This is a genomic window from Streptomyces sp. NPDC050856, from assembly GCF_040653855.1.
Classification (GTDB): Bacteria; Actinomycetota; Actinomycetes; order Streptomycetales; family Streptomycetaceae; genus Streptomyces.
This window is the reverse complement of record NZ_JBFAGV010000007.1, coordinates 1-26,800: the sequence shown is the minus strand read 5'-3', so window position 1 is coordinate 26,800 and position 26,800 is coordinate 1. Positions and strand designations below refer to the sequence as shown.

The window sequence follows — 26,800 nt, the reverse complement described above, 5'->3', positions numbered from 1 at the left end:
GCCCGGTGCCGCCACCGGCGCGACGGGCGGCGGGCCCTGGACCGGCGGCGGGGCGACGAGGACCGGCCGGCTACGACCGGCGGCGGGGCTTGCCGCGCTTGGCTCCCTTGCCGCCCTTGGGGCCGCCGGAGCCACCCCGGGAACCCTTGCCGGCCGCCGGCTTGCGCTGGGCGCCGCCCGCGTCGGGGCGCTTGCGCTTGGGCTGAGCGGGGGTCGCCGGGCGGCCCCGTGTGCTGTTCACGGTGCGCCCGCGGACGATCCCGATGAACTGCTCCACCAGATCGGTGGTCGCCTCCTCGGGCCACGACAGCGCGACGGCCGACTGCGGAGCGTCCGCGACCGGCCGGTACGTGAGGTCCTTGCGGTGGTGCAGGCGGGCGAGGGACTGGGGGACGACCAGGACGCCCACCCCGGCCGCCACCAGTTCGACGGCGTCCGCCGTGGTGGCGGGCCGCTCCTTGGCGGGCTTGCCGGGCAGGCTCTCCCATTCGAGGATGTCGTCGAGGGGGTGCAGCACGATGTCGTCGGCGAGGTCCTCGGTGGACACCTCCTCGACGGCCGCCACGACGTGGTCCTTCGGGACAACGACCACCGTCGTCTCGGTGTAGAGCGGGATCGCGCTGAGGTCCGTCCGGTCGGCCGGCATCCGCACGAGGCCGGCGTCGGCGCCGCTGCCGCGCAGCACGTCGGGCGCTTCGGCGGCGGTCACCGCGACCAGGGTCAGCGGGACGTCCGGCAGCCGCTCGTGCCAGATCCGCACCCATTTGCTCGGCGTCACCCCGGGGACGTACGCGAGCCGGAACGAGGGGGGTACTTCCGAGCCTGTCACCGGGCCAGCTTACCGGCCGTGGTCAGAGGTCGCGCACATGCTCGATACCCTTGACGCATGACGTCGCACCAGACCACCCAGACGATGAAGCCCGCCACGGCGGCGAAGAAGCTGGGTGTGTACCTCGAAGCCACCCCCGCCGAGTTCCGCGAGGGTGTCGTCTCACGCGCCGAGCTGAGCGCGCTGCAGACGGAGCCGCCCGAGTGGCTGGTGGAGCTGCGACGCAACGGCCCGCACCCCCGGCCGGTGGTCGCGGCGAAACTGGGCGTCTCCATCTCGGGCCTCGCCCGTGGCGGCGTCACGGACGCCCTCACCACCGAGCAGATCGAGGCGCTGAAGGCGGAGAATCCCGGCTGGCTGCGGCAGGAGCGCGCCACCCAGGCCGAGGTCCGCAAGGAAGCGGCGCGCGTCAAGGAGGAGAAGGCCGCGAAGGCCGGCCAGGTCTCCCAGCCGCGTTCCTGATCGCCCCGTCCTCCCGGCGCCCTCCCGAGCGCCGGTGGAGGACACACGGCTCGCGAGTCGCCCGCCGCCCGAGCGAGCACAGCGATCCGGGTGGCGGCGGCGGCCGAGCGTCGCCCCGGACAGTGGCGGGCCGCGGTCCGGCCGGCACCGGAGCCGTCGGCGCCGGGGTGCCGGGTTCGCCCGTCCGAGCGGATGCCGACAGGTGCACGGGGGACTCACGGCCGGCTTGCCCGGACTTGCCCGTCCCGTACGCATAGCCTCCCGTCCAGCGTCATCCGGCGACGAAACTGGAGGTACGGTCGTGGGTCTGCCCATCGTTGGTGGTTTGGTCGACAGCGTGATCGGCATCGTGACCGGCACGGCGAACGGAGTCGTGCCGCAGGTCGCGGCTCTGCTGCGGGGGCTGGGTCTGCCGGTGTGAGCGAGCCGCACACCGTGGCGCCCGGCGCCTTGGAGGCCGTACTCCTGGTCACGGGAGTACGGCCTCGGCGCGTGAGGGGGGCGCGCGGCCGTCCCGCCGCCACTCGACCGCACCCGCACCGCTCCGCCCGGTGCGCACTGTGACCGGGAGTTTCAGTCGGGGGATCACGGTCGTGGCACGTTCCGCCGTTGCGATGAGCCCGGTCCGGCGGGTGTCGGGCAGCGCCTTGAGCCGGACCACGCGGTCATCGAGTGCCGGGTGGCCGAGCCGTGTTCACCGATTGGCGGCCAGCACTGCCGCGAGGCCCTCCTGCAGATCCTTGACGAAGTACTCGGGGACCTCCAGCGACGGGAAGTGTCCCCCTGTTTCGGGCGACCTCCATCGGACGATCTGTCGGTACCGCTCCTCCGCCCAGGGGCGCGGACACTTCTCGATGTCGCGGGGGTACATACTGATCGCCGCCGGGACATCGACCCGAAGTTCGGGGTCCAGCGAGTTGTGGCTCTCGTAGTAGATGCGGGCCGCCGACGCGCCGGTCCGCGTCAGCCAGTACAGGGTGACGTCGTCAAGAAGGCGGTCCATGGAAATCGTCTCGAACGGGCTGTCCTCGGTGTCCGACCACTCGGCGAACTTGTCAAGGATCCAGGCGAGAAGCCCGACCGGTGAGTCGACGAGCGAGTGGCCGATCGTCTGCGGTCGGGTCGCCTGCTGCTTCGCGTACGCCGTGCGGTGGCGCCTGAATTCGCGGGTTTCCTCGGTCCACTCGCGCTCGACCGCCGTCAGCCCGTGCGTTGTCAGTCCGGGCGGTGCCTCAGCGAACGTTGTGTGGATACCGAGAACGCGCGCCGGGAACCTGCCACCGAGGACCGTGGTGATCACGCCTCCCCAGTCGCCGCCGTGGGCTGCGAACTCGCTGTAGCCGAGCCTTCCCATCAATTCCACCCATGCGGCCGCGACCTTCTCGGTTCCCCACCCAGTGGTGGCCGGCTTGTCGCTGTAACCAAAGCCTGGCAGCGAGGGCACCACGACGTGGAACGCCGGCGCGTCGACATCTGCGGGATCCGCCAGTTCGTCCACTACATCGACGAACTCGGCAATGCTGCCCGGCCAGCCGTGCGTCAAGATCAGAGGAGTGGCATCCGCGCGCGCGGATCGGCGGTGCAGGAAGTGGATTCCCAGATCATCGATCGTCGTGCGGAACTGGCCGATCCGATTGAGGCGCTCTTCGAACGACCGCCAGTCGTACCCGGTGCGCCAGTAGTGCACGACATCGACGAGGTCGGCGAGAGGAACGCCCTGTTCCCATCGGCGAGGGCCGGGCGCGGCGCGATGGACCGTCTCCGTCTCCGGTAGTCGCGCCGCGGCCAGTCGCGCGCGCAGATCGTCGAGGTCGGCGTCGGTCGCGTGGGCTTCAAAGGCTTGCACGTCGCTGGTCGGACGGGGCATGAGACCTCCTTGCCGTCGTGGAACCGGCCACGATCCACCGCGAACCGGCTAAGACGGTTCTAACAGGTCTTCGAGCCGCGCTGCAACCGGCTAAGGTGGTTCCATGTGTGCTGCCTTTCCAGACTTCCGCCTCGGTGACGTGCTGGCGACCAGCTTCACGGGGACTCTGTCGGAGCGGTATGGCAACGCTGTGGAGCGCATTCCCACGCCGCAGCGACTCATCGACTGGCTGGCGGTGAACGGGCTCGCCGTGGACTCCTGCTCCACAGCCCAGCTCGACCTCGCTCGGGAGCTGAGGGAGTCGATTCACGCCGCCGCGACAGCGGCCGCGATCCAGGCCGCTCTCCCTGCGTCTGCCGTCCAAGTCATCAACGGCCGCAGTGCTCAGGGCCGGGCCGTGGCGATACTGACTCCCGAGGGCGAGCGGCGATGGCGGCTCAGCTCGGCTACCCGCGTGGAAGACGCCCTCGGCGTGATCGCCGCCGACGCGATCAGCATCATCGCAGGTGAACGAGACGGAAGATTGGCCTTGTGTGCTTCGCCAACCTGCCGGGCCGCCTTCTTGGACACCAGTCAAAGCCGCACTCGCAAGTGGTGTGACATGAACACGTGTGGAAATCGTCAGAAGAAGGCGCGCTTCACCGCCAACCGGCGCGCAACCCTCGGATCGGCGGAGTGATCGTTACCTCGTGGTGCGCGACACCGCGCAACCGGCCGTCCGAGCCCCGGCCGGTCCCGCGGTGCGTCATGTCCGTCGTGCGCCGCGACCGGGTGGTTCGGATGACGTGTATCCGGCGGGTTCCTCGCGCTTGTCACCTTTCCCGTACATCAACGGCAGCGTCACGCGACCGGCGGCGGGGGCCGTTCCCGCGACTTGCGCCGGCCGAAGTTCTCGGTCGCGGCGTCTGTGACGAAGACCGATAGGTGGCCTAGAGGCCTCTGAGAGTTCCAGGTCGGTAGGTTGCAAGGAAGGGTAGTTGGCCCTAAGGAAGGCCTCTAGGTGGCCCAGACGGGCCTCGATGTAAGGCTGGGTCCCGCTGCTGGTGGGGAGACGTTGGTCCCACTAGCGTCCGTTCTGCCTTCGTCGGCTTCCAAGAATCTGCTCGTTCCGCCTGCCGTCGGGGAGGAGCCGGGCGGGGCGGTGCCGTCGGTATGTTTGCGCTGCAGAGGTGTCTGGGCAGGGGGCGGCTAGGCAGGTAGGCCAGCGAGTAGTCCTTGCAGAGGGTTGAAGGGCTCATACCATCTATGGCGAGCCGGTCAGGGCACCGTGTCTGTGTTCTGGCCGACTCACCGAAGACGCACTGGGTTAGGAGCGCTGCACGGCACCCGACGCGAACAGTTGGACCAAGGTCGAGGCGAGGTGCACCGCCATGAACGCCTCCTGCACGGTCTCGTCCCGGGTCTCCTGCAGGTTGCCGTGACGGCTGGTTTGTCCTGTCCACAGCAGGTCCATCATGCTCTCGACCACAGCCAGGCCCTCCGTCCCGGACTGTCCAGCGATCGGCACACTGAGCTTGGCCTTCACCTGGCGGAACTCCCCGAGCATCGTGCCCAGCGTCGCCTTGGCGTGCTTCGGCTGCAGGGTGGCGTGCGCGGCCGACTCGACCGCCTTGATCGCCTCGCTGTACGCCTTCACGGGGTCAGGCTGCAGGGCATACGCGGCGCCGAGGGCCTGCCGCAGGTGACGGGTGGCCGAACCGCGTTCGGGCTGGTCCGCTGTCTTGGCGGCCGCGTCGGTGACTGCCGCCACCGCCGAGTCGACACGCCGCACCAAGGCCCGCCCGTCGGCTCGGATCGTGTACAGCGAACCAGCGTCGTTGAGGAGCCGCTGCAGCGGAACGCGGTACTGCGAGTCGGGCAGGGAGTTCGCCGCTATGAGGGCGGCCTGCCAGGTTGGAAGGCTTGCGGTCAGCGGAGTGTTCTGCCATCCACCGGTGGGCGCCAGGTCAAGCAGCGCGTCGATAATGTCCAGCAGCTTCTCGGTGGGAGTCCAGTAGGCCAGGCGCTCGCCGGTGCCGACGTCCTCATGCCCGCCTTCCTCGGCGTACAGGACCACGTCGATTCGGAGGGCGGCCCGCTCGGCAGCACCGGTGTACCGCTCGGCGGTGGTGCGGATCCATTCCCTGAGCGGGAGTTCGAGGCTGGCGGGAACGCCGTCCCGCAGGGCGCGGGCAGCAGGAGCATCACGGTCGGACAGAGGCGTCCACTGGTCTTCGGTCACCCAGTAAACGGTAAAGCTCCGCCCTGTCGCACCGCACACGGGTTTCGGTTCGACTGCGCGGACCGTTAGGTGGCCATGCTTTGCGGCAGTGAGACGATCTCGAAGCCTGCCGCGGACCGACTTGAGGGCTCAGCCTTCTTCCTCGTCGTGCTCGACGGCGGACGGGACCCCCAAGAAGCGTAGATCCTGGCCGGAGCCGCTGCTCTTGACGTTGAACAGGGAGCGACCCAGGAGAACGATGTGCCCGCCCTTGGGCGGGGGAGGGGCAGGTAACGTCCTCATCGTTGACGTCGTGGCCTTCCGGCGTGAATTGCCTGGGTCTTGCTCAGCTGATCATGCCGGGCTAGTGCGGACAGCCGTAGACGTCAGTCGACGAGATCGGAGAGGCGCGAGTCTCCCGCCACCGTTAGTACGTCCACAATGCGTTGCCACTGCTGGGCAGTTGTTGATCCTTTGGCCGAGCTGTGTACGTCACGCAGCCAGCCAGGGAGTAGATAGGACTGCTGTGCGATCTCATCGGAGTTCTCTGATACGAGCTTCTCCAACCAGGGCATTCCGTATCGGATCTGATCGTCAATCGACAAAGTACGCAGCGCTGCAACAAGCGCGTCCACGCATGCGGGCACCCCTGTGCCGTACGGAAGCCAGCGGTCGATCTGAGCTGCCCATGATGAGAGCGCGGTCCACGTGCAAGGTGGGCCGGCAAGCTCCCGGTGCAGGTAGGCGTTGTCGTAGGTCGGTGCAGGCACAAGAGCTGCTACGGCTTGAGCGCCGAAGAACCCGTGGACGTCGGGCTTGTGTCCTGCATCAACGAGGTCGAGTACGTGATCCATGACTTCCGGCCAGATCTGTCTAGCCACGATGGCGAGTTGCTCATTCTCCTCCGCTGAGGCGGCCAAGGCATGCAGAGCCTCCGCGAGGGCATCCGCGCTCCCGGCGTATGCGGTGAGGTGGCGGCGGAGAGCAGTGCCGTCGCGATCGGTGATGGTCAGCAAGGCCCGGGCCGCGATGAGAGCGTCGTTGCTGCTGTGGTGGTACTGATACTCAAGGCTGGCGAGCCCACGACTGTGTGCTTCCAGTAGAACCCTCAACAGCGTCATAGCTTGATGCGAACGGCATCCGGATATAGCTGCCGGCGCCAGCCCCCGTATCGCGGGGCTTAGTTGGGGAACCAAGATCTCATCTCCTGGGATGCTCGCGAGATCTTGGGCGAGACTGCCATCCAGGTGACGAACGTCCCTCCGCTGGCCGTCCTGGTCCCATGGACCGATCGCGCTGTGTCGCGCAGAATCCTGCAGTACCTCAAAGGCGCTGTTGTGGGGGCAGTCATCTGGGACACAGGGTGCTGACCAGAGTGGATCAAGCGCAGCTGCAAAGAAAATCCGGGTTTCCAGCGTGGAAGCGCAACCCAGATCGTGCAGAGCATCGTTGAGCTGCTGCTTGCCCGTGTGGGTATCCAGTCCCAGGGAACGCCGCAGGGTAGTGGCTTGAGGTAGGAGTAGCAGGGGCAGGGCACGGGCAGCGCTTCGGTCTGCTCCCCAGGGGAAGGTGCTCTCATCGTCGATTGCATGCTGGATGGTTTCAGCGATGTCGAGAAGCGTGGTTGCCGCCCACGCAATGTCATCTGGTGAAAGATCCTCCCCATGGAGCAGGGCTGCTTGCAGGGCGTAGGCGGCCACGTCGGCGGGTGCCTGGGCTGGGTCGCTGGCGCTGATACGCGGCGGGTTGGCCTGCAGGTCGCGAGCGACGGCGAGGTCGCGTGTCAGCTCGCTAGCGGAGACAGGGCTGCTTACGGTGGAATGACGGTGCACTCCGTATCGATTGCTCAGAGCTAGAGCTTGATTGACGCGAGCAATATCCTCGTTTCCTGGCTGCAGTTGGGTAATGACGTCCTCGGGCGGCTCTGCCTGCGCCAGCACGGTGCCGTCAGGTCCTCGCTCGAAGGAGTAACGGCTTCGGTCCAGGCAGCTGGCCCAGTTGCGGACCATAGCTATGGTGGTTGTTGCTGCCTCATTGAATCGCTCTAGTTCTTCCGCGGAAACGGCGGCAGAGCGGAGACGATCGAGTTCTTGGCGTGCTTTCGCTTCCAAGATCTGTCCGATCTGGCGAAGCCGTTCCTGGCGACGAGCATCAGTCGCTTGCAGCGCGATGAGTGTCGCCGCATCGCGCAGGTTCCACTTGCGTCTCTCGACATGAGAAATACCTGGTGTAGCTGCAGCCAGGCCAATGTGTTCGCTGGTTGCTCGGGAGAACTCAAGGTGCCAAATCCCCGGTTCGCTGAGAAAGTCGTCCAGAGTCGTCCCGGCGGAATCTATGTGCCGAATGAGCATGCCGACAACCAGCCCGACCATGGCGAGGTTTTCGCATCCTTTTAGAAGGATGGATATCAAAACTGATGTAGGTGCACCGTGCTCGATGTACCTGTCGCAGGTAATTTCCAGTGCCTGCAGTGCGCTCATACAGGGATACGGCCCAACCCCGGTTCCGCGGTACCAGAGATATGTCTGCGCATCGCCTATGAAGCGACGTTCGACGGCATCGATTGTCAGGGTCTCGAAGTAGTCTTCGGCGTCCCTGTCAGAGTTTGATCCGAATCTTGGAGATGTCAATTTTCTGACTCGGTGCCGGGCGGCGGCGTTCAGCATGGCGTTGATTACCTCTACACCTTCACGGAATCCCGTTTGGAGCATCGGGAGGAAGGGGCCGCGATAGTAGGCGGCCAGTGGTGAGAACGGAACACTTCGCCCGTCGTGACGGCGGATTCCGTCGTCGAGGAACCCTGAAGCGAAATAGTCGTCTTCGGTATCTTTCTCTTCAATGTAGTAGGCTTTTACAAGCCTGCGGAGGAGTTCCGGGCTGTAGGCGGCAAGGGCTCGCCCCGTCCCGATCTCCTCCAACGCAGGTGCTAGATGATGAGGTTGGTGGTTGGCGACCTCAAGGAGAAGCTGCTCACCATCATCTCCGATGTCGGGACCAAGAAGAGCAAGCTGCTCCAACAATGCGCGGTCTGTCAGCTCCCTTGGTAGCTGATGTTGCCGCCGGCGTCGCCGGCGAGCGAGGGAAGTGGAGCTGAAGATCCTGAACTGTTCAGCTCGCTCCTCATCGGCAGCGACCTGCTCCGGCGTACGCGCGGCGAGTCGCGCCTTGCGCTCGGAGTCCTCTCGAGCCAGTCGTTCGGCACCCTCCCGACACCTCGCCACCAACTGGTCGCGCAGTTGCAGGCGCAGTGCATTGCTGGCCGGGGCGTCCATGGTGATCAGGCCGAGCTGCCAGTCTCGGATCGTCTCCGGGACGGCCTCGCTGAGAGGTGCTGTGAGGCCGTCATCGAGCAAGCAGGCGACGATAGGTGAAGCGGCTATCGGATCGAGAATTCCGTCTTGGCGGTGGCGTTGGTTCAGCAGACGCAGGAGGCGGTCGATCAGGTCTGGACTGGCTTGAGTGATATCGGGCCAAGCCGCCTTCCAACTAGCTGCATCACGGCCAGCACTCAGGAGAGCCTCGCCAGGCACATCGGCCCAGCGTTCACCAAAGCCTTTAGCAGTCAAGGCCTGAAACTGCTGGTGTAGCGAGGCGAAGCGCTGCGCAAGGGTTGTCCCCAAGGCATCTGCTGAGGTTGTCAGCAGAGCCTGACATGCAAGCCGTGCTGCTGGCAGTGCCCAGCGGGGGGCATGGCATGTATCAAGTTTGTCGCCGGGCTTGGCGTCAACGAGCAGCACGTGTGCCATTGCGTAGTTGCGCAACAGGTCGTGGGAGAAGACCGGAAGGGAATGCCACGGAAGCTCGAGGGCTGGGCGTAGCAACCCGTCCTGGCGCAGCCCAGCCACGGCTGCGTCGTCTAGCTGGCCTGCAACTTCCTCTGTGGACTGCTCGTCTAGCTGCTGTCGTGCAAGCAGGCGCATGACCCGATCACGGGCATTCGGCTGGCCGTTGCTGGAATTTTCGTTACGCCGGACCAACCCATGCCAAACCTCCCGCATTGCATCGGCGTCGGTGAGCGGGACTTCGCTGCCGCCGGCGCGAACAAGGAGGTCGGATACGGCTGGACGTCGAAGCAGTTCGCGTGCCTGGACGTTCTCGACGAGACGGCGCATCCGAGGGAATGCCACAGCGATGGTTGCCAGTTCCTCATCGTCCAAGCCAGAAACTTCGTACTCGGAGACACTGGTCATTGTCCGCCGCGTGGCGTCTCGAACAGCGCCCAGCGCTGCGTCGTTTGTGACGATGACAACCCTGATGGCAACACTCTTCGCAGTCTCAAGGAGATAGAGGAGCGCCTCGGTATGAATCTCCGCAGCCGCATCTGCACCATCGATGATCAGGACACTGGGCTGCGGTTGCAGAGCAGAGAGTGCTTGGTCTAGCTGCATGCCGAGTAGCTTTTCAAAATCGAGGAAGGCAGGCGGCAAGTGACGCAGGTTCAGACCTTGGCTGGTGTGACGGCTGTGCGATATGGCGTCGATGATCAACGCACTCTTGCCAGTGCCCGATGCTCCATGGATGATCAGAGCCCCGGAAGTCTCATCGATGGCTGCGAGCATCGCATCACGTGCTGCTTCTCGACCGAGGTGTTGAGTCTGATCTCCGTTGTAGCCACCGATTGCGTTTCGTACGTGGCCTCGCCAGGCGGTGTCAAGGCGGGTCAGCAGGTGGTGTGCCTGGGCGAGACGGCTGACCTCGTCCGGTGCGGTGGAGTGGAGGTGCAATTCGCCGACGCCACCACTGATCGCGAGACCACCGTCGGTGGCTGTCGCGTCGCCGGTACCGACGACTGTGAGCGGCATGCTGTGGTGGTCGGTCGTACCCCGGTAGCCGGTTAGCGCTGAGGAGTTCTGAGAAGCCATCGCATCCCCGGTATCTCTCACCTGCACCGCTGCGTCTGTCGAGGTCGGCGCTGGCGAAGACGTGGCCTTGCGGAACTTCCAGAAACGTAGCCTCATGGCAAAGACCTCTCACCCCACGGTTCAGCTGTAATCGACGCCTGTCCCAGCGCTGCTGTCAGGGCCGTCAGCCGTTGCATTGCCTGTGTTCTCCGCGCGGGCACCCCGTGCACCCTTGCCGCCAGGCCGCCGAACTCCCGTGTGAGCCCGCCCACCCTGGACAGATCGAGCTTCGCCAGTACTGATTGCTTCGTCACGCTGACCGTTTCCGCTCAAGACAGCCCATAGAAGTGCGAGCGCCCCTGTACCGGCCTGAATGGATGCACCGACGATCTCGCCAGCACTCGGGCCGCCGAGCAACCAGACCAGAGGGGTCGCCAGTACCGCGACAGCTCCAGCCACGGCCACAACAAGTTTCCAGCCATGAGGCAAGGAAGATCTCCGTCTCGTCAAGGAATGCACCCCTCTGCTAGGGGTTGCGTGTTCAGGTAGTGCACCCAGTCTCTCTCAAACCGCTCCTCTTCGACAGCCTCGCCAGCAGCGGTCGTAGCCCCGCGCTGCGAGGTACATCAAGCGTTGGGGGTACGGCTTCGGCGAGCCGCCGTGTCGGCAGCCCATGTAGTCACGCTTGGTGACCTGCCCTTGGCGGGTAACTGAGACAACCACGGCAAGACCTCAGGCATGTAGGTGTCGCGACTCTCTTGCCGCCTGAACTGGTCATCGATGAAGTTCTGATGCCAGCCGCTGATCTGCACCACCCCCGCGGTCGATGCTTCGGGCTAGATCTTCCGCGTACTCGGCGAGGACGCGGCGAAGGGCGACGTAATGCGGGCCTGGGTTGACATGGGAGTAGAGAAGGTGCCACGTGGTGTTGCGTCGGGCGGCCCACCGCTCCTGGACGTGAGGAGGCTGGGCGGCTTCGATGGGCCGGGGCGCGAACAGGTGCTCTCCGTGGGTGACGCGGACCCAGACGAACACGGAGGCATCCTGGCGCTTGCGATCGTCGAGGACAGGCTGTTTGCCAGGACTGTCCTGTAGCTGACTGGTCAGTTCCCGCCAGGTCTCGGGGGTGAGAGCCCAATCGCTGAGAGCCTCGCGGCGGCGCTTGTAGTTGATGAGCATCTCGGCCCGCTCTTTGAGCTCTGCGGCCAGGTTGCCCAGTGCAACGCCGAAGTCTTGGACGTCATGTGAGGAGTTCAACCAGAGGAGCACGTTGTCCTCGGTGTGCTGCATTTTCTCGGGTGTGATGCCGAGATAGCGGGTTGCTGCCTCGACGGAGGTGTTTGTGGCCCACTGGACAAGTTGAATGGCCGCCATCCGGCGTAGGACTCTGTGGTTCGTCAGTCCGGTGAGATCGCGGAAGTATCGGTCGTGCCAGTCCGGCTCCAGATGTGCGGGGACGTGTTCGGCCCGGTAGCCGACAGGGGGTGTGGAACGTGGTGCGGTCCATCCGGGAGATGGTGAGTAGGTACGGATCAGGGGAGCCATAGCAGTGCGCAGACGCAGCGAGCATGAGGTCTCGTACTTGGCAAAGACCCGGGCCCAGCCGGCTCTGGCCGGGACGCTGGTGAAGGCGGATTCGAGGGAATCGGCGAGCACGTCGCGAAAGGCGTCGGCATGCAGCAGAGAGTTAGCGACGCCAAGCACGGCTCCGCTCGCGACAGGGTCGGCAGGGGCAGCGTCGTGGAAACGGAGTGTGCCGAAAGTCCTTCTCGCACGGACCTCGGCATCGACAGCTGAGACGAATGCGGGGTCCACCATGTGACTGCTGTGGGCCACGAGGCTGTGATCAGCACGCTCAGAAGGTGCAGGTCGTTGAAGTATGCGCGGACTTCATGGTCGTCCCTATGAGAGGCCAGGAGGCTCAGGAGCTGAGTTTGCAGGTCCAGGAGCTGCCGGGTGGGGCGTACGGAAGGCAACGGAGCGCGGTCGAGCCGGGCCCGGCAAGGAAGACGTCTGAGTTTGCGAGCGGTAGGCGGTAGTGGATAGCGGCACTCGGCCGGGTGGAGGCCGCGTACACCGTCGTAAGGGATCAGTCCCGTCGCACGGTCGTAGTCAGGCGGTTCTCCTCCCTGCGGACATCGGTGCTGGAGGAAGCCATCATGTTGTGGGCAGGCGAAGACGATCCCGAGGTGCCATTCCTTCTTCCAGGGGCCGCCGTACTCGCGCTGGATTGGGCTGCCATCACCCGCCAGGCAGCGTGGACAGTAGCGCGTGAGTCCGCCCGGCAGCCACTTGTCCATTTGTGGGGCTGGCCCGTGCGGAGGAGGTAACCACCGGTGAATGGGCGGATAGTTCTGCCGCCACGGGCCCAGGGTGAGGGCAGAGGCTTCGCCGCGTGACAGTCGCGTGGCCTGGGTGAACTCGTCGAGCGCAAGGCCGGTGAAACCGAGGATGAGCCTGCGGGGGAGATAACCGCCACTTGTGGACACCAGGCCCGCGAAGCGTCCTAGCTCGGCAGGCGTCAGACCGAGCCGAAAGGACAGCCGCAGCAGGTACCCGGGCAAGGACTCATCAGACAACGGATCGAGGCTTCGCGGAAGTGGAGCCATGAGTGGCCTCGTCAGCTTCCAGTGTCTGCGGCGGTGGGACCACGGTCGTCAAAGCTGCTGTTACGTGCACGCCTGCGCTGGCCAGCGGTCTCGTGCTCGGGAACGCGAGGGACTTCCCCGGCCTGATGGTCACGGTGGGGGTCGTCGGTGATGTCGATGTCGATGCCGTCCAACAGAGTTTCGGTCAGGCATTCTGTGCCGGTGTCGATCGCCTCCTCGCAGCCGTCTTCGATGAGTCGTTCCAGTAGGCCGACGACGCCGTTCGTGCGCCTGTAGAGGTATTCGGGCATGGCTCCACCGGTGAGCATTCCCATAGGTGCCTTGAGCAGCCGAAGGCAGTGCTCCACGCCGGCCAGGTGCTCGGCCCATGCGGAGATCTGGACGGGGGTGCCGTAGTGGAACCGGTCGAGTTCCACCAGGTCGAAGCGCCGCTCGGTCTGCGTGGACTCCAAGCCGAATACCTTGGCGCTCTTCGGGGCCGGGAAGGCGACCTGACCACGCTGCGTGTCAAAACGGCCCTCCCGTAGGAGCCCGGAGGAAGGAATGTCGACACCGATGAGGACGAGCGTGACGTGCATGCTCATGAACGCCCGGATCAGATCGAGGGTGTCCTGGTCGTCGGCCCGGTGCATGCGAAGCCGCGTGATGTCATCCAAGACAAGGACACGCGTCCCGTGATCATGCAAGGATGCGGCGACCTGGCGGACGAGGTCGGGCAGGTCCATCCGGCTGGCTACCGGGGCATCGTAGAAGCTCAAGATGGCCTTGCAGGTGCTTTTCGGCTTCGCTGTCACCGGCGTCTGGACATAGGCGACCGGCGCCGTGACGTCGCGGGTGCCGGGCATGCCAGGTGCCATGAGCCGACCCAGTCGCTCCCAGTCGTCCTGAAAGGTGGCGATGATCTCGCAGACAGTCTCCGTCTTACCCTGAGCACCGCCGCCCGTGATCATGATGCCCGCGCGGGTGGTCGGCTTCTGCTTCAGCCAGTTGGTCTTCAGACGAGCCGTCAAGCGCCGGGCGATCTTCCTGGTCATCGGGGTCTGCAGGACGGGGAGGTTCGAGTGCGTGGCTGCCCGGTGCAGGTCGTGCAGCAGCCGCTCGCGGGGGCTGAGGACTCGCCACGTAGCCAGGTCCATCTGCGGGGCCGGGGCGAACTCGGCCCGTGCCGTCCGCCACTGCTCCCATCCGGAAAGTGTTTCGCGCACCGGAGGCGGTCCGCCCGTCATGAGGCGGGCAAGAGTGGCGGCGGTGTGCTCGTCGTCTTTCGTCATGCACCCTCTCCTGCGGCCCCACCAGAGGGCATGTCAGCTTCGTCATCCAGGTCGTCCAGCAAGGCGAAGAGTCCTCGGCGCCGCAAAGCTTCCCCAAGTCGGGGAGGTGGCGTGGGACGGTTTGGCACGGCTGCTTCGCGGCGGCGCCGCATGTCGGCGCGGAGAGCGTCGTCGGCCCCACGGGCCTCGCGTGGCCAGGACAGTGCAACTACCTCGTCGGCGATTGGCTCCCGCAGCTCCGGTACCGGAGGGGAGGGCGGACGGTCGGCACGGGCCGCAGCAGCCTGCGTGGAACGGCGGGCATGCTGGGTGCGCGCGCCTTTGCTAAAACCGGTCGGCCATTTGTCGACCGGGACGGTACCGCCGAGCAGCTCCAGCAGCACCGGCAACAGGTCGCCATCCGAGTGAGGGGAGATGCCTCTGCTGCGGGCCTCCGTCAGGAGGGCCTCGGCCGTGGTTGAGGTGAAGGCCGGAACCTCGTCCTCGGCCGGCAGCCCGTTCCACCGCAGCTGGTGCCACACCTCGGCGTCGGCAGGGTCCTGGAAATACACGCTGCGGCGATCACGGCGATCGGAGCGGACCACCCACTTGCCCTTATGCCGGCCGCCACGTGTCGACGGCTGGTCCCAGTGTTCGCCCAGAGCGGCCTGATCCTTGCCGTACCAGAGGCCGCCGATCTTCACCCCGCGCCGGGCGTGGATCTTCACGTAGTGCCGTGGCAGCAGCAGGTAGTACAACTCCGGCTGCGGGATCTGCAGGGCGAACCCGCCCTGATTCATTGCCGCTGCGAAGAGGGTGTTCGGGCTGTGTTCCTCGCCGGGGCCCCAGGCCGGCGCGTACTCGCCCAGCCTGCGGTTCTGCCACACCTTGACGATCCAAGTCGCGATCAGGTGCTCCATCTCGTCCAGCGTGAGCGTCGCATCGCTCTCCGGGTCGGCTCCGCGGTCAGCGACGTCGACTCCCGTGTAGCCGGGCAGCACTTCGAACAGCAGGCTCCGGACTCCACCAAACGTCCGCTCGATGACGTGCTTGTCAGTAGGACGCAGCGTGCGGGCGGGGAGCACATTGCAACCCAGCACACGTTCGGCCTCCACGAGGTGATGGTTCTTGTAGGGGCCGCCGTGGTCGGTGGTGACCGTTTCGGGGGCGACAAACGGCAGCGCGGCTGCTCTGTGGCCGGCCAGCTGGGCGACCACCGTTGCAGGGACGCCCGGGTACGGCCACTCCATTTCATCTCCCCAGCCGGCCCGCATCGGCAGGGGCATCATCACCTCTCGGAGCAGCATCGCCACGTCCACCGACGTGTCCGAGACGAGCGTGAGCCGGAAAGCGACCAGTGAGTGGGAGTAGCAGTCCAGCGCTAGGGTCAGGTGTACGGACACAGGTTCGCCGAAGACTGTCTCGCGGACCTTTACCGGCAGGACGGTGGTGTCCAGCGCGACCACCTGACCGGGTCGGTGCACCACCATCCGTGCAGTGGAAGTCTCGGTCTGCTCGGCGGAGCGCACGTACCGTTGCCGGGCTCCTCCGGGGCCGAACCACTCACGCCAGACGGCCCTGAGCGTGTCATACCCCGGGACCGTGACGTCGCTCCCGTGCTTTTCTCGGACGTACTGGTGGATCAGACGCTCGCGGCTTCGCATGCTCATCCGCGAGCGGTGAATGGTCTCCTTGCGCACCGCGAAGATGGCCTCGCGTACCTCCTCGGTGATGCTGCGACGCCCGCCCGAGATCCGCAGCCATCTCCCGTCTGCGCAGCCCAGCAAACCTTTGTCGCACCAGGCGGCTGCCATCCGCTTCAGCGTACGTTCGCTGATCTGCGCCAAGCCGAGCGCTTCTGCCTCCTGCCGGCCCAGAGCCTTCAGCTCGGCGACCTTCGCACGGCGCCGCTGGCCCACAGTGGTGTGATCCGGGTCGTAGGCCGGGCGCGGTTCGCCCGGGTCGGCGAGTCGAGGGTCGCCGGAGCGGAAGCCGGTCTCGGCCTCCAGCAGGTGTGCCGCCCGTAGTCGAGCCTTGGTCTGCTGGCCTTCGGTGAGATCTTCCCAGCCCGCAGGTTGCCGGTCGCCCGTCTGTCGCGGGGCCTGGGGAAGAGTCCGGCAGTCGGGGTGTTGGATAAGCCAGCGGAGAGAGCGCCGCTCGGCCTGACCGCTCTCACTCAGCAGCAGCACCCGTCCGAACTGCGGCTCGATACTGAGAACCTCCCAGTCCAGGCCGTCGAAGCGGAGCCGGGAACCCGTCCGGACCTGCAGTAGCCCCACCTGGCCTGTCATCGTGAAATCTCCGCCGCTGGCCAGACGGCCGAGCCGTTGTCCAGTGGGCGACCCAGGTCTACCCCAGACGGCGGTGCCACAGCAGGTGAAGTGTATGAGCCCTGGCCACCACCGGTAGTGACGTGCGACTGACGAGCTCACTGAAGGTAACCGGACCGCGAGCCGCCTCCTGCAGAACCTCTTCTTGCAGTTGGAACGGATCACTGAGCGGCCGACGCTGGGACGAAAGTGCGTCTAGCACCGACCACACGTGCCGTTGCCAGCCGACGACCACCGCGTACCGCCAGCCACACGACAGCGCGACCTCAGCTGCCGCAGCGAACTTGAGCTCGTCCGCCTCCTTGACCAGGTGGCGGGGGCGCACGTCGAACAGCCACCGCGTTCCGTCGGCCATTACCGCCAGAAAGTCCGGCGTGTGCTCCGCGCGGCCCGCGTCGTGTGCGAAGGCCATCCGGAACGGTTGCGGCAGCACCTCCTGCACACGCAGGAAATCCAAGGCCAGCAGCAGGCGGCCTTCTTCCAGCGACTCGAACCCATGATGACGTCCGGTCGACACGAGAAACTGCAAACCCGGTCGGTGCCGCTGCCGAGCCCGCCAGGTGAAGCGACGGACCGGTTGAGACGAGAACAGTGGTACCGCCATGAGGTCCCGCACGGGCCACGTGACCTCATCGCCGTCGATGGACCAAGCAGTCGTCCATGAACGTGCCCACCCCTCGCGCAGCGCGAGTCGGGAACGTACGGGCTCGATGATCGCGTCGGTCGTGATCATCTGCTCCAGCCTGCACTGCTCCGAGGGGGCAGCTGCACCGTCATTGGCGTACATGTCACCAGAAAAACAGTTGCTGAGTGGTAAAGGGGATGGGCCTCGCTATTTGACCGAAAGGTGGCAAGCTCGGAGTGAGGTGGGGCCAGCAAACGATCGGAGGGGCCAGCTATCGATCGTCGTCACAGCGTCCGCGCAGCGACCCCTCGAACCCTCTTTGCATAAACGTGCGGCAATGCGTATGGTCATGCCATCGACGAGGAGGGCTCGATGGCAGTACGTGCAGCAGTGGCGGGCGCGAGCGGTTACGCGGGCGGAGAGGTGCTCCGTCTGCTCCTCGGCCACCCCCATGTCGAGCTCGGCGCCCTGACCGGCAACTCCAACGCCGGACAGCGGCTCGGCGCGCTCCAGCCGCACCTGCCGCCGCTCGCCGGCCGGGTCCTGGAGCCGACCGGTCCCGAGACCCTCGCCGGGCACGACGTCGTCTTCCTGGCTCTGCCCCATGGCCAGTCCGCCGCCGTCGCCGAGCGGCTCGGAGACGATGTCCTGGTCATCGACATGGGCGCCGACTTCCGGCTGAAGGACGCGGCCGACTGGGAGCGGTTCTACGGCTCCCCGCACGCCGGGACCTGGCCCTACGGGCTGCCCGAGCTGCCCGGCGCCCGGGCGGCGCTGGAGGGTGCCCGGCGGGTCTCGGTGCCCGGCTGCTATCCCACCGCCGTGTCGCTCGCGCTCTTCCCCGCGTACACCGGCGGTCTGGTCGAGCCGGAGGCCGTGATCGTCGCCGCCACCGGGACGTCCGGGGCGGGCAAGGCCCTCAAACCGCACCTGCTCGGCTCCGAGGTCATGGGCTCCATGTCCCCGTACGGCGTCGGGGGCGGCCACCGCCACACCCCCGAGATGATCCAGAACCTCAGCGCGGCGGCCGGCGAGCCGGTCTCCGTCTCGTTCACCCCGACCCTCGCGCCCATGGCCCGCGGCATCCTCGCCACGTGCAGCGCCAGGGCCAGGCCCGGCACGACGGCCCAGGACGTGCGGGCCGCCTACGAGAAGGCGTACGCCGACGAGCCGTTCGTCCACCTGCTCCCCGAGGGGCAGTGGCCGGCGACGGCGTCCGTCTACGGTTCCAACACCGTCCAGGTGCAGGTCGCCCATGACGAGGCGGCGGGCCGCGTCATCGCCATCAGCGCCATCGACAACCTCACCAAGGGCACCGCCGGCGGCGCGGTGCAGAGCATGAACATCGCCCTCGGACTTCCCGAGGACACGGGTCTCTCCACGACAGGAGTCGCCCCGTGAGCGTCGCGCGGGCAGCCGCCGGGCCGCGGATGACGAAGAGAGCCGCGCCCTCGTGCTGCGCGGGCGGAGAAGCGAACGGAGAAGCACCGTGAGCGTCGCGCGGGCAGCCGCCGGGCCGCGGATGACGAAGAGAGCCGCGCCCTCGTGCTGCGCGGGCGGAGAAGCGAACGGAGAAGCACAGTGAGCGTCACGGCAGCCAAGGGATTCACGGCGGCGGGCATCGCCGCCGGAATCAAGGAGAACGGCAGCCCGGACCTGGCCCTCGTGGTCAACAACGGGCCCCGCCGCGCCGCCGCGGGCGTCTTCACCTCCAACCGCGTCAAGGCCGCGCCGGTCCTCTGGTCCGAGCAGGTCCTCAAGGCCGGTGAACTGCGCGCCGTCGTCCTCAACTCCGGTGGCGCCAACGCCTGCACGGGCCCGCGGGGCTTCCAGGACACCCACGCCACCGCCGAGAAGGCCGCCGAGGTCCTGGACATCGGCGCGGGCGAGGTCGCCGTCGCCTCGACCGGACTCATCGGGGTGCCGCTCCCCATGGACAGTCTCCTGGCCGGCGTGGAGAAGGCCGCGGGCGCGCTGTCCGAGCACGGCGGCGAGAAGGCCGCCATCGCCATCAAGACCACCGACACCGTCCACAAGACCTCCGTCGTCACCAGGGACGGCTGGACCGTCGGCGGCATGGCCAAGGGTGCGGGCATGCTCGCCCCCGGCCTGGCCACCATGCTCGCCGTCCTCACCACCGACGCCGACCTGGACGCCCCCGCGCTCGACAAGGCGCTCCGCGAGGCCACCCGGATCACCTTCGACCGGGTCGACTCCGACGGATGCATGTCCACCAACGACACCGTCCTGCTCCTCGCCTCCGGCGCCGCCGGCGTCACGCCCGGGTACGGCGACTTCGCCGACGCCGTACGCGAGGTCTGCGCCGATCTGGCCCGTCAGCTCGTCGGTGACGCCGAAGGGGCCTCCAAGGACATCCGCATCGAGGTGGTCAACGCCGCGAGTGAGGAAGACGCCGTCGAGGTGGGCCGCTCCATCGCGCGCAACAACCTTCTCAAGTGCGCCGTCCACGGCGAGGACCCCAACTGGGGCCGGGTGCTGTCCGCCATCGGCACCACCGCCGCGGCCTTCGAGCCCGACCGGCTCAACGTGGCCATCAACGGCGTCTGGGTCTGCAGGAACGGTTCCGTCGGCGAGGACCGCGAGCTGGTCGACATGCGCTACCGGGAGGTACGCATCACCGCCGACCTCGCCGCCGGGTCCGAGTCCGCCGTCATCTGGACCAACGACCTCACCGCCGACTACGTCCACGAGAACAGCGCGTACAGCTCATGAGCCCTTCGAACCCCGCGCGGAAGCACACCGCGCTGCCCAAGGCGCAGATCCTCATCGAGGCGCTGCCCTGGCTGACCCGGCACCACGGCAAGACCGTCGTCATCAAGTTCGGCGGCAACGCCATGGTGGACGAGGAGCTGAAGGCCGCCTTCGCCCAGGACGTCGTCTTCCTGCGCCACGCCGGCCTCAAGCCGGTCGTCGTGCACGGCGGCGGCCCGCAGATCAGCGCCCAGCTCGACCGGCACGGCCTGGTCAGCGAGTTCAAGGCCGGGCTGCGGGTGACCACGCCCGAGGCGATGGACGTCGTACGGATGGTCCTCGCCGGACAGGTCCAGCGCGAGCTCGTCGGGCTGCTCAACCAGCACGGCCCGCTGGCCGTCGGCATGACCGGCGAGGACGCCCACACCATCACCGCCACCAAGCACCGACCGCGTATCGAGGGCGAACTCGTCGACATCGGCCGGGTCGGTGAGATCACCGACATCGACACCGGCGCGATCGAGGCGCTGCTCGCCGACGGCCGCATCCCGGTCGTCTCCTCGATCGCCCGTTCCCAGGACGACGGACATGTCTACAACGTCAATGCTGATACGGCGGCTGCGGCACTCGCTGCGGCGCTGGGTGCCGAGACCCTGATGGTCCTGACCGACGTGGAGGGCCTGTACGAGGACTGGCCTCACAGTGACGAGGTCATCAGCCGGCTCACCGCCACCCAGCTGGAGAAACTGCTGCCCGAACTGGCCAGCGGCATGGTCCCCAAGATGGAGGGCTGCCTGCACGCCGTGCGCAACGGGGTCAACACGGCCCGCGTGATCGACGGCCGGGTCCAGCACTCCATCCTGCTGGAGATCTTCACCGACGAGGGCATCGGCACGATGGTCGTGCCCGACGCCCTTCCCGACGAGCGGTCAGGGGGAGCCCGGTGACCGGACAGGAACTGACCCGGCGCTGGCAGGGCGCGCTGATGGACAACTACGGCACGCCCAGGCTGTCCCTGGTGCGGGGCCGGGGCGCCCGGGTGTGGGACGCCGACGGCACCGAGTACCTCGACTTCGTCGGCGGGATCGCGGTCAACGCGCTCGGCCACGCCCACCCGGCCGTCGTGGAGGCGGTCTCCCGGCAGATCGCCTCCCTGGGCCATGTCTCCAACCTCTTCGTCGCCGAGCCGCCGGTCGCGCTCGCGGAACGGCTGCTCCAGCTCTCCGGCCGCCCCGGCAAGGTCTTCTTCTGCAACTCCGGCGCCGAGGCCAACGAGGCCGCGTTCAAGATCGGCCGACTGACCGGCCGCACCCACATGGTCGCCACCACCGGTGGCTTCCACGGCCGCACCATGGGCTCACTGGCGCTGACCGGCCAGCCCGGCAAGCAGCAGCCCTTCCTGCCGCTGCCCGGGGACGTCACCCACGTGCCGTACGGGGACGCCGGGGCGCTGCGCGAGGCGGTCACCGACCGGACCGCCCTCGTGATCGTCGAACCGATCCAGGGCGAGAACGGCGTGGTCGTCCCGCCGCCGGGCTACCTCGAAGCCGCCCGCGAGATCACCCGGGCCACCGGCACGCTGCTCGTGCTGGACGAGGTGCAGACCGGTATCGGGCGGTGCGGGCACTGGTTCGAGCACCAGGCGCACGGTGTCGAGCCCGACATCGTCACCCTCGCCAAGGGGCTGGGCGGCGGGCTGCCCATCGGCGCGGCGATCGCGTTCGGGGAGACGGCCGGCCTGTTCCGGCCGGGACAGCACGGCACCACCTTCGGCGGCAACCCCGTGGCCTGCGCCGCCGGACTCGCCGTGCTGGACACCCTCGCCGCCGATGGAGCGCTCGACCGGGTCAAGCGCCTCGGCGAGCGGTTCCGCGAGGAAATCGAAGCCCTGGACCACCCGCTGGTGTCCCACGTCCGCGGCGCGGGCCTGCTGCTGGGTATCGTGCTCACCGAGCCCCTCGCGCCCCAGACGCAGCAGGCGGCTCAGGACGCCGGCCTCCTGGTGAACGCGCCCGCCCCCGATGTCGTACGGCTGATGCCACCGCTGATCCTCGGCGACGACGAGGCGGACGCCTTCCTGCGGGCCCTGCCCGGTGTCCTCCAGGCAGTGCACGGGGACAGATGATCCGGAGATTGAGACGACGATGAGCGAGGCCCAGGACATCGAGCACGGGGGGCCGTCCGTTCCGCAGACGCGCACCGCCCGCCACCGCCGGATCGTGGACATCCTCAACCGGCAGCCGGTGCGCTCGCAGAGCCAGCTGGCCAAGCTCCTCGCCGACGACGGGCTGAGCGTCACCCAGGCGACGCTCTCCCGGGACCTGGACGAGCTCGGCGCGGTGAAGATCCGCAACACCGGCGGCGAGCTGATCTACGCGGTCCCCAGCGAGGGCGGCTTCCGCACCCCGCAGGCCCCGCTCGGCGAGTCCGCCAAGGAGGAGCGGATGCGGCGCCTCTCCGGCGAACTGCTGATCTCCGCCGAGGCCTCCGCCAACCTGGTGGTCCTGCGCACCCCGCCGGGCGCGGCCCAGTTCCTGGCCTCCGCCATCGACCAGGCCCAGCTCCACGCCATCCTGGGCACCATCGCGGGCGACGACACGCTGCTGCTCATCTCCCGCGACCCGGCCGGCGGCCAGGCCCTCGCCGACCACCTGCTGCGGCTGGCGCAGAAGGAGAGCTGAGGGGTTTCGGGCCACGGGCCGGGATGTCGCACGCGTCCGGCGGGTGGTGTCAGTACCGCACGACGGCCGTCTTCCCGCCGTCCGTCCCGATCGCGATGTGCGGCCGGCGCTCCGGCCTCGCCCACGCCAGGATCCGGGCCATCGCGCCCTTCGGCACGGAGACACAACCCGCCGTCGGCCCGCGCCCGTCGACGTGCAGGAAGATCCCGGCGCCCCGCCCGCGCACCGGACGCGCGTAGTTGAAGCCGACGACCAGCGCGTGCGCGTACTGCGCGCGGTGGTCGATCAGGTGCTCGGCCTCCGCGGCCCGGCAGTCGGCGGGCAGCCCCTCCACCCAGCGGTTGTAGGCGCGGGACCGGTTGTCCTGGCACCACCAGGAGGCGCGGGTCACCCGCCGGTAGGCGTGGCCGGTGCGCGGCGGCGCGGGCTCGATGCCGAAGGCGTACGGCAGGTCGTAGAGCCCGGCCGGTGTGGTGGAGGTGCCCTGCACGCGCCGGGCGCCCTCGACCAGGCCGCCCGCGCCGAACCGGGCCCGCGCCGTTCCCGTCCTGACCCACCGTCCGCCGCGCCGGTCCCACCACGTCACCGTCCCGGTGGTCGCCCCGGCGTGCGGCGCCACCGCCGTGATCAGCTGAGTGCCACCGCCGGTGTCCGCCATCCGGGCGGGCAGCGGCGCACCGTCCACGGGGGCGAGCGTCAGGAGCACGGACGCGAGTACGAGGCCGAGGCGCATGGTCGGGACCGTACGCGGGCCGGCCCCCGGCCGCTTGTGGAGCGGGCCCGAACGGGGGCGCTCGGGCGGTGCGCGGCGGCTGCGGCGGTGCCGGCAGGCCGCCGACGCTGTACCGGACGGGCTCCTCACGCCCGCCGCAGGCGGCCGGCCACCGGTCCGGCGTGCGCCCGGAGTGCCCGGCGCGCCGGATGCGCTCCTCGGGGACCGGGGGTGGTCCGCGAAGGGCCGGCGGAAGCGCACGCGTCGCTGATCCGCCGGCGCGCGGCCGATGACGACGGCGCCGGCGGCGGGTTCGCCGGCGTCCGTGGACCGGCCGGGGCACTCGGCCCACCGGGGTCCGGCGCGGAACACCGCTCGGCCCCAGCACCTCGGGCGGGCCGCTGAACGCGCGCCGCAGCAGGGTGATCCGGCCGGTTCCCCCTCCCGCGGGGCGCGCCGGTCCCGCCGCCGTCGAAGTCCCGGCGGTCGCGGGCGCCTTCGTCGACCACGACGAGCGTTCCCCGCGGCCCTCGGGAAGAGGCCGGTGTGCCCGCCGCGGCGAGCGGGGCGGTCGCGGTGAAGCAGACGGGCCGGTCCTCGGCGCGAGCGCCGCCGGCGGGCCGCGCTTCCGGCCCTCGACGCGTGCGGTCACCGCCCGTGGCCGCGCTTCCCCGCCCCCCGTACACGCCGAGGGTTCCGGTTCTGCGGGCGGCGGTCACCCCCCCGGGGGACCGCGTTGACAAAACATACGGAGCTCTGCATAATTATACCCGTCAGTGATTGCACCGTAAGGAGAACCCCGTGACCGAGCGCGTCGTACTCGCCTACTCGGGCGGACTGGACACCTCCGTCGCCATCGGCTGGATCGCCGAGGAGACGGGTGCCGAGGTCATCGCCGTCGCCGTGGACGTCGGCCAGGGCGGCGAGGACCTGGACGTCATCCGCAAGCGCGCGCTCGCCTGCGGTGCGGTCGAGGCCGAGGTCGCCGACGCCAAGGACGAGTTCGCCGACGAGTACTGCCTCCCGGCGATCAAGGCCAACGCCCTGTACATGGACCGCTACCCGCTGGTCTCGGCGCTCTCCCGGCCCGCCATCGTCAAGCACCTGGTGGCCGCCGCCCACAAGCACAACGCCTCGGTCGTCGCCCACGGCTGCACCGGCAAGGGCAACGACCAGGTCCGCTTCGAGGCGGGCATCCAGGCCCTCGGCCCCGAGCTGAAGTGCATCGCCCCGGTCCGCGACTACGCCATGACCCGGGACAAGGCCATCGCCTTCGCCGAGAAGGCCGAGCTGCCGATCGCGACCACGAAGAAGTCCCCGTACTCCATCGACCAGAACGTCTTCGGCCGGGCCGTCGAGACCGGCTTCCTCGAGGACATCTGGAACGGGCCGATCGAGGACATCTACGAGTACACCTCCAACCCGGCCATCCCGCGGGAGGCCGACGAGGTCGTCATCTCCTTCAAGGGCGGCGTGCCGGTCGCCGTCGACGGCAAGCCCGTCACCGTGCTCCAGGCGATCCAGCAGCTCAACGAGCGGGCCGGCGCCCAGGGCGTCGGCCGGATCGACATGGTCGAGGACCGGCTGGTCGGCATCAAGTCCCGGGAGGTCTACGAGGCTCCCGGCGCGATCGCCCTGATCACCGCCCACCAGGAGCTGGAGAACGTCACCGTCGAGCGCGAGCTGGCCCGGTACAAGCGGCAGGTCGAGCAGCGCTGGGGCGAGATGGTCTACGACGGCCTGTGGTTCTCCCCGCTCAAGCGGGCCCTGGACGGCTTCATCGACGAGGCCAACCAGCACGTCACCGGTGACATCCGGATGACCCTGCACGGCGGCCGCGCGGTCGTCACCGGGCGCAGGTCCGAGGAGTCGCTGTACGACTACAACCTCGCCACCTACGACTCGGGCGACACCTTCGACCAGTCCAAGGCCCAGGGCTTCATCGACATCTTCGCGCTCTCGTCGAAGATCGCCGCACGGCGTGATCTGCGGGCGTAGCCATCGCGCGCCCGGCCGGGCGCGCCCCGTTCCACCGCCGCCTCCCCGTTCCTCCACCGCGCGGGGAGGCGGCCGCACACCCACCCTCTTGAGGCTTTCCGAGGAGCAGCAGCTGTGAGCAGCAACAACGGTGACGTCCGGCTCTGGGGCGGCCGGTTCGCCGACGGTCCCGCCGAGGCGCTGGCCAGGCTGTCGGCGTCCGTGCACTTCGACTGGCGGCTCGCGCCGTACGACATCGCCGGCTCCCGCGCCCACGCGCGCGTACTGCACCGGGCGGGCCTGCTCACCGAGGACGAGCTCACCCGCATGCTGGCCGGGCTCGACCGGCTGGAGGCGGACGTGGCGGACGGTTCCTTCACCGGGACCATCGCCGACGAGGACGTGCACACCGCCCTGGAGCGTGGCCTGCTGGAGCGGCTCGGCCCGGACCTGGGCGGCAAGCTGCGGGCCGGCCGGTCCCGCAACGACCAGGTCGCCACGCTCTTCCGGATGTACCTGCGCGACCACGCCCGGGTCATCGGCGGCCTCGTCGCCGACCTCCAGGACGCGCTGGTGGGCCTGGCCGAGGCCCACCCGGACGTCGCCATGCCGGGGCGCACCCACCTCCAGCACGCCCAGCCGGTGCTCTTCGCCCACCACGTGCTCGCCCACGCGCAGTCGCTGTCCCGGGACGCGGAGCGGCTGCGGCAGTGGGACAAGCGCACCGCGGTCTCCCCGTACGGTTCGGGTGCGCTGGCCGGGTCGTCGCTCGGCCTGGACCCGGAGGCGGTCGCCAAGGACCTCGGCTTCGAGAACGGCAGCGTCGGCAACTCCATCGACGGCACGGCGTCGCGGGACTTCGTCGCCGAGTTCGCCTTCATCACCGCGATGATCGGGGTGAACCTGTCCCGGATCGCCGAGGAGATCATCATCTGGAACACGAAGGAGTTCTCCTTCGTCACCCTGCACGACGCCTTCTCCACCGGCTCCTCGATCATGCCGCAGAAGAAGAACCCGGACATCGCCGAGCTGGCGCGCGGCAAGTCGGGCCGCCTCATCGGCAACCTCACCGGCCTGCTGGCGACCCTCAAGGCCCTCCCGCTGGCGTACAACCGCGATCTCCAGGAGGACAAGGAGCCGGTCTTCGACTCCTGCGACCAGCTGGAGGTCCTGCTGCCCGCCTTCACCGGCATGGTCGCCACGCTGACCGTCAACCGGGAACGGATGGAGGAGCTCGCCCCGGCGGGCTTCTCGCTCGCCACGGACATCGCGGAGTGGCTGGTCAGGAAGGGTGTGCCGTTCCGGGTGGCCCACGAGGTGGCGGGGGAGTGCGTCAAGGAGTGCGAGGCGCACGGCATCGAGCTCGACCAGCTCACCGACGAGCAGTTCGCCAAGATCTCCGAGCACCTCACGCCCGAGGTGCGGACGGTCCTCGACGTGCCGGGCGCCCTGGCCTCCCGCAACGGCCGGGGCGGCACCGCCCCCTCCGCCGTGGCCACCCAGCTCGCCGAGGTCAAGGCCGACCTGGTGATCCAGCACGCCTGGGCCACCGCCAAGAAGTAACGCCGCCACAGCACAGCACAGCACAGCACGACACACCACAGCGTCGCCGCCCGGTCCACGAGCGCGCCGGAGCCCGGCCCGGCTCCGGCGCCCGCCGCGCCGGGCGGGGGGCGGGGCGCCGCCCGCGGGGGGTGGGGGACCC

At 68.3% G+C, this 26,800-nt stretch carries 19 protein-coding genes and 1 pseudogene; 9 read left to right on the top strand and 11 right to left on the bottom strand.

Going from position 1 to position 26,800, the window contains the following annotated elements:
* Positions 1–70: 70 nt before the first annotated feature.
* Positions 71–829, bottom strand: a complete 759-nt coding sequence (locus AB0H53_RS09005; RefSeq protein WP_362109103.1) for a LysR substrate-binding domain-containing protein — start codon at positions 827–829, stop codon at positions 71–73.
* Positions 830–886: 57 nt separating this feature from the next.
* Between AB0H53_RS09005 and AB0H53_RS09000 the strand changes: the two genes are divergently transcribed.
* A complete protein-coding gene (locus tag AB0H53_RS09000; protein ID WP_362109101.1) occupies positions 887–1,291 on the top strand; it encodes a DUF5997 family protein in 405 nt (134 codons plus the stop codon).
* Positions 1,292–1,985: 694 nt separating this feature from the next.
* Here the strand turns inward: AB0H53_RS09000 and AB0H53_RS08995 are convergent.
* Positions 1,986–3,158 carry an epoxide hydrolase family protein gene (locus AB0H53_RS08995; RefSeq protein ID WP_362109099.1) on the bottom strand — a complete coding sequence of 391 codons (1,173 nt, stop codon included), beginning with the start codon at positions 3,156–3,158 and terminating at the stop codon, positions 1,986–1,988.
* A gap of 103 nt (positions 3,159–3,261) precedes the next feature.
* Between AB0H53_RS08995 and AB0H53_RS08990 the strand changes: the two genes are divergently transcribed.
* Positions 3,262–3,837 (top strand): CGNR zinc finger domain-containing protein, encoded by a 576-nt coding sequence (locus AB0H53_RS08990; protein ID WP_362109097.1) that lies wholly within the window; start codon positions 3,262–3,264, stop codon positions 3,835–3,837.
* Between the two features lie 627 nt (positions 3,838–4,464).
* Here AB0H53_RS08990 and AB0H53_RS08985 read toward each other — a convergent pair.
* The 8 genes and pseudogenes from AB0H53_RS08985 to AB0H53_RS08950 form a co-directional block, all read right to left on the bottom strand.
* Entirely contained in the window at positions 4,465–5,379 is a 915-nt protein-coding gene (locus tag AB0H53_RS08985) for a hypothetical protein (protein ID WP_362109095.1), read from the bottom strand.
* A gap of 129 nt (positions 5,380–5,508) precedes the next feature.
* On the bottom strand, positions 5,509–5,661 hold the full coding sequence (locus AB0H53_RS08980; RefSeq protein ID WP_362109093.1) for a hypothetical protein: 153 nt from the start codon (positions 5,659–5,661) through the stop codon (positions 5,509–5,511).
* Positions 5,662–5,744: 83 nt separating this feature from the next.
* Complete coding sequence (locus AB0H53_RS08975) at positions 5,745–10,316, bottom strand: ATP-binding protein (protein ID WP_362109091.1); 4,572 nt, start codon at positions 10,314–10,316, stop codon at positions 5,745–5,747.
* Positions 10,317–10,973: 657 nt separating this feature from the next.
* A complete protein-coding gene (locus tag AB0H53_RS08970) occupies positions 10,974–12,017 on the bottom strand; it encodes a hypothetical protein (protein WP_362109472.1) in 1,044 nt (347 codons plus the stop codon).
* A gap of 347 nt (positions 12,018–12,364) precedes the next feature.
* Positions 12,365–12,808: pseudogene (locus AB0H53_RS08965) on the bottom strand (TniQ family protein); the annotation flags it as partial.
* Between the two features lie 11 nt (positions 12,809–12,819).
* Complete coding sequence (locus tag AB0H53_RS08960) at positions 12,820–14,079, bottom strand: TniB family NTP-binding protein (protein ID WP_362109089.1); 1,260 nt, start codon at positions 14,077–14,079, stop codon at positions 12,820–12,822.
* On the bottom strand, positions 14,076–16,349 hold the full coding sequence (locus AB0H53_RS08955; protein WP_362109087.1) for a transposase: 2,274 nt from the start codon (positions 16,347–16,349) through the stop codon (positions 14,076–14,078). The genes AB0H53_RS08960 and AB0H53_RS08955 overlap by 4 nt, the downstream gene beginning before the upstream one ends.
* Positions 16,350–16,407: 58 nt before the next feature.
* The gene (locus AB0H53_RS08950) at positions 16,408–17,175 is read right to left on the bottom strand and encodes a TnsA-like heteromeric transposase endonuclease subunit (protein WP_362109085.1); all 768 of its coding nucleotides are present in this window, start codon (positions 17,173–17,175) and stop codon (positions 16,408–16,410) included.
* A 210-nt stretch (positions 17,176–17,385) separates the two neighbouring features.
* Here AB0H53_RS08950 and argC point away from each other — a divergent pair, with 210 nt between their 5' ends.
* The 5 genes from argC to AB0H53_RS08925 all read left to right on the top strand — a co-directional run bounded on the left by argC (position 17,386) and on the right by AB0H53_RS08925 (position 22,406).
* Positions 17,386–18,414, top strand: a complete 1,029-nt coding sequence (gene argC / locus AB0H53_RS08945) for an N-acetyl-gamma-glutamyl-phosphate reductase (protein WP_362109083.1) — start codon at positions 17,386–17,388, stop codon at positions 18,412–18,414.
* 180 nt (positions 18,415–18,594) lie between these two features.
* Positions 18,595–19,746 carry a bifunctional glutamate N-acetyltransferase/amino-acid acetyltransferase ArgJ gene (argJ, locus tag AB0H53_RS08940; RefSeq protein ID WP_362109081.1) on the top strand — a complete coding sequence of 384 codons (1,152 nt, stop codon included), beginning with the start codon at positions 18,595–18,597 and terminating at the stop codon, positions 19,744–19,746.
* Complete coding sequence (gene argB, locus AB0H53_RS08935; protein WP_362109079.1) at positions 19,743–20,672, top strand: acetylglutamate kinase; 930 nt, start codon at positions 19,743–19,745, stop codon at positions 20,670–20,672. Before argJ ends, argB begins: the two co-directional genes overlap by 4 nt.
* A complete protein-coding gene (locus tag AB0H53_RS08930) occupies positions 20,669–21,850 on the top strand; it encodes an acetylornithine transaminase (protein ID WP_362109077.1) in 1,182 nt (393 codons plus the stop codon). Before argB ends, AB0H53_RS08930 begins: the two co-directional genes overlap by 4 nt.
* A 19-nt stretch (positions 21,851–21,869) precedes the next feature.
* On the top strand, positions 21,870–22,406 hold the full coding sequence (locus AB0H53_RS08925) for an arginine repressor (protein WP_362109075.1): 537 nt from the start codon (positions 21,870–21,872) through the stop codon (positions 22,404–22,406).
* Positions 22,407–22,455: 49 nt separating this feature from the next.
* Here the strand turns inward: AB0H53_RS08925 and AB0H53_RS08920 are convergent, their stop codons facing one another.
* Complete coding sequence (locus AB0H53_RS08920; RefSeq protein ID WP_362109073.1) at positions 22,456–23,139, bottom strand: L,D-transpeptidase family protein; 684 nt, start codon at positions 23,137–23,139, stop codon at positions 22,456–22,458.
* A gap of 780 nt (positions 23,140–23,919) precedes the next feature.
* On the opposite strand from AB0H53_RS08920, the gene AB0H53_RS08915 reads away from it, so the two are divergent.
* Together AB0H53_RS08915 and argH are read left to right on the top strand one after the other, a co-directional pair.
* On the top strand, positions 23,920–25,116 hold the full coding sequence (locus tag AB0H53_RS08915; RefSeq protein WP_362109071.1) for an argininosuccinate synthase: 1,197 nt from the start codon (positions 23,920–23,922) through the stop codon (positions 25,114–25,116).
* Positions 25,117–25,230: 114 nt separating this feature from the next.
* The gene (gene argH, locus AB0H53_RS08910; protein WP_362109069.1) at positions 25,231–26,658 is read left to right on the top strand and encodes an argininosuccinate lyase; all 1,428 of its coding nucleotides are present in this window, start codon (positions 25,231–25,233) and stop codon (positions 26,656–26,658) included.
* Positions 26,659–26,800 lie beyond the last annotated feature (142 nt).

Coding starts and splice junctions, on each gene's coding strand:
- AB0H53_RS08980 (WP_362109093.1), bottom strand. CDS start 5,661: ATGAGGACGTTACCTGCCCCTCCCCCGCCCAAGGGCGGGCACATCGTT.
- AB0H53_RS08960 (WP_362109089.1), bottom strand. CDS start 14,079: ATGACGAAAGACGACGAGCACACCGCCGCCACTCTTGCCCGCCTCATG.
- AB0H53_RS09000 (WP_362109101.1), top strand. CDS start 887: ATGACGTCGCACCAGACCACCCAGACGATGAAGCCCGCCACGGCGGCG.
- AB0H53_RS08990 (WP_362109097.1), top strand. CDS start 3,262: ATGTGTGCTGCCTTTCCAGACTTCCGCCTCGGTGACGTGCTGGCGACC.
- AB0H53_RS08975 (WP_362109091.1), bottom strand. CDS start 10,316: ATGAGGCTACGTTTCTGGAAGTTCCGCAAGGCCACGTCTTCGCCAGCG.
- AB0H53_RS08970 (WP_362109472.1), bottom strand. CDS start 12,017: ATGGTGGACCCCGCATTCGTCTCAGCTGTCGATGCCGAGGTCCGTGCG.
- argB (WP_362109079.1), top strand. CDS start 19,743: ATGAGCCCTTCGAACCCCGCGCGGAAGCACACCGCGCTGCCCAAGGCG.
- argC (WP_362109083.1), top strand. CDS start 17,386: ATGGCAGTACGTGCAGCAGTGGCGGGCGCGAGCGGTTACGCGGGCGGA.
- AB0H53_RS08925 (WP_362109075.1), top strand. CDS start 21,870: ATGAGCGAGGCCCAGGACATCGAGCACGGGGGGCCGTCCGTTCCGCAG.
- AB0H53_RS08995 (WP_362109099.1), bottom strand. CDS start 3,158: ATGCCCCGTCCGACCAGCGACGTGCAAGCCTTTGAAGCCCACGCGACC.
- AB0H53_RS08950 (WP_362109085.1), bottom strand. CDS start 17,175: ATGTACGCCAATGACGGTGCAGCTGCCCCCTCGGAGCAGTGCAGGCTG.
- AB0H53_RS08955 (WP_362109087.1), bottom strand. CDS start 16,349: ATGACAGGCCAGGTGGGGCTACTGCAGGTCCGGACGGGTTCCCGGCTC.
- AB0H53_RS08920 (WP_362109073.1), bottom strand. CDS start 23,139: ATGCGCCTCGGCCTCGTACTCGCGTCCGTGCTCCTGACGCTCGCCCCC.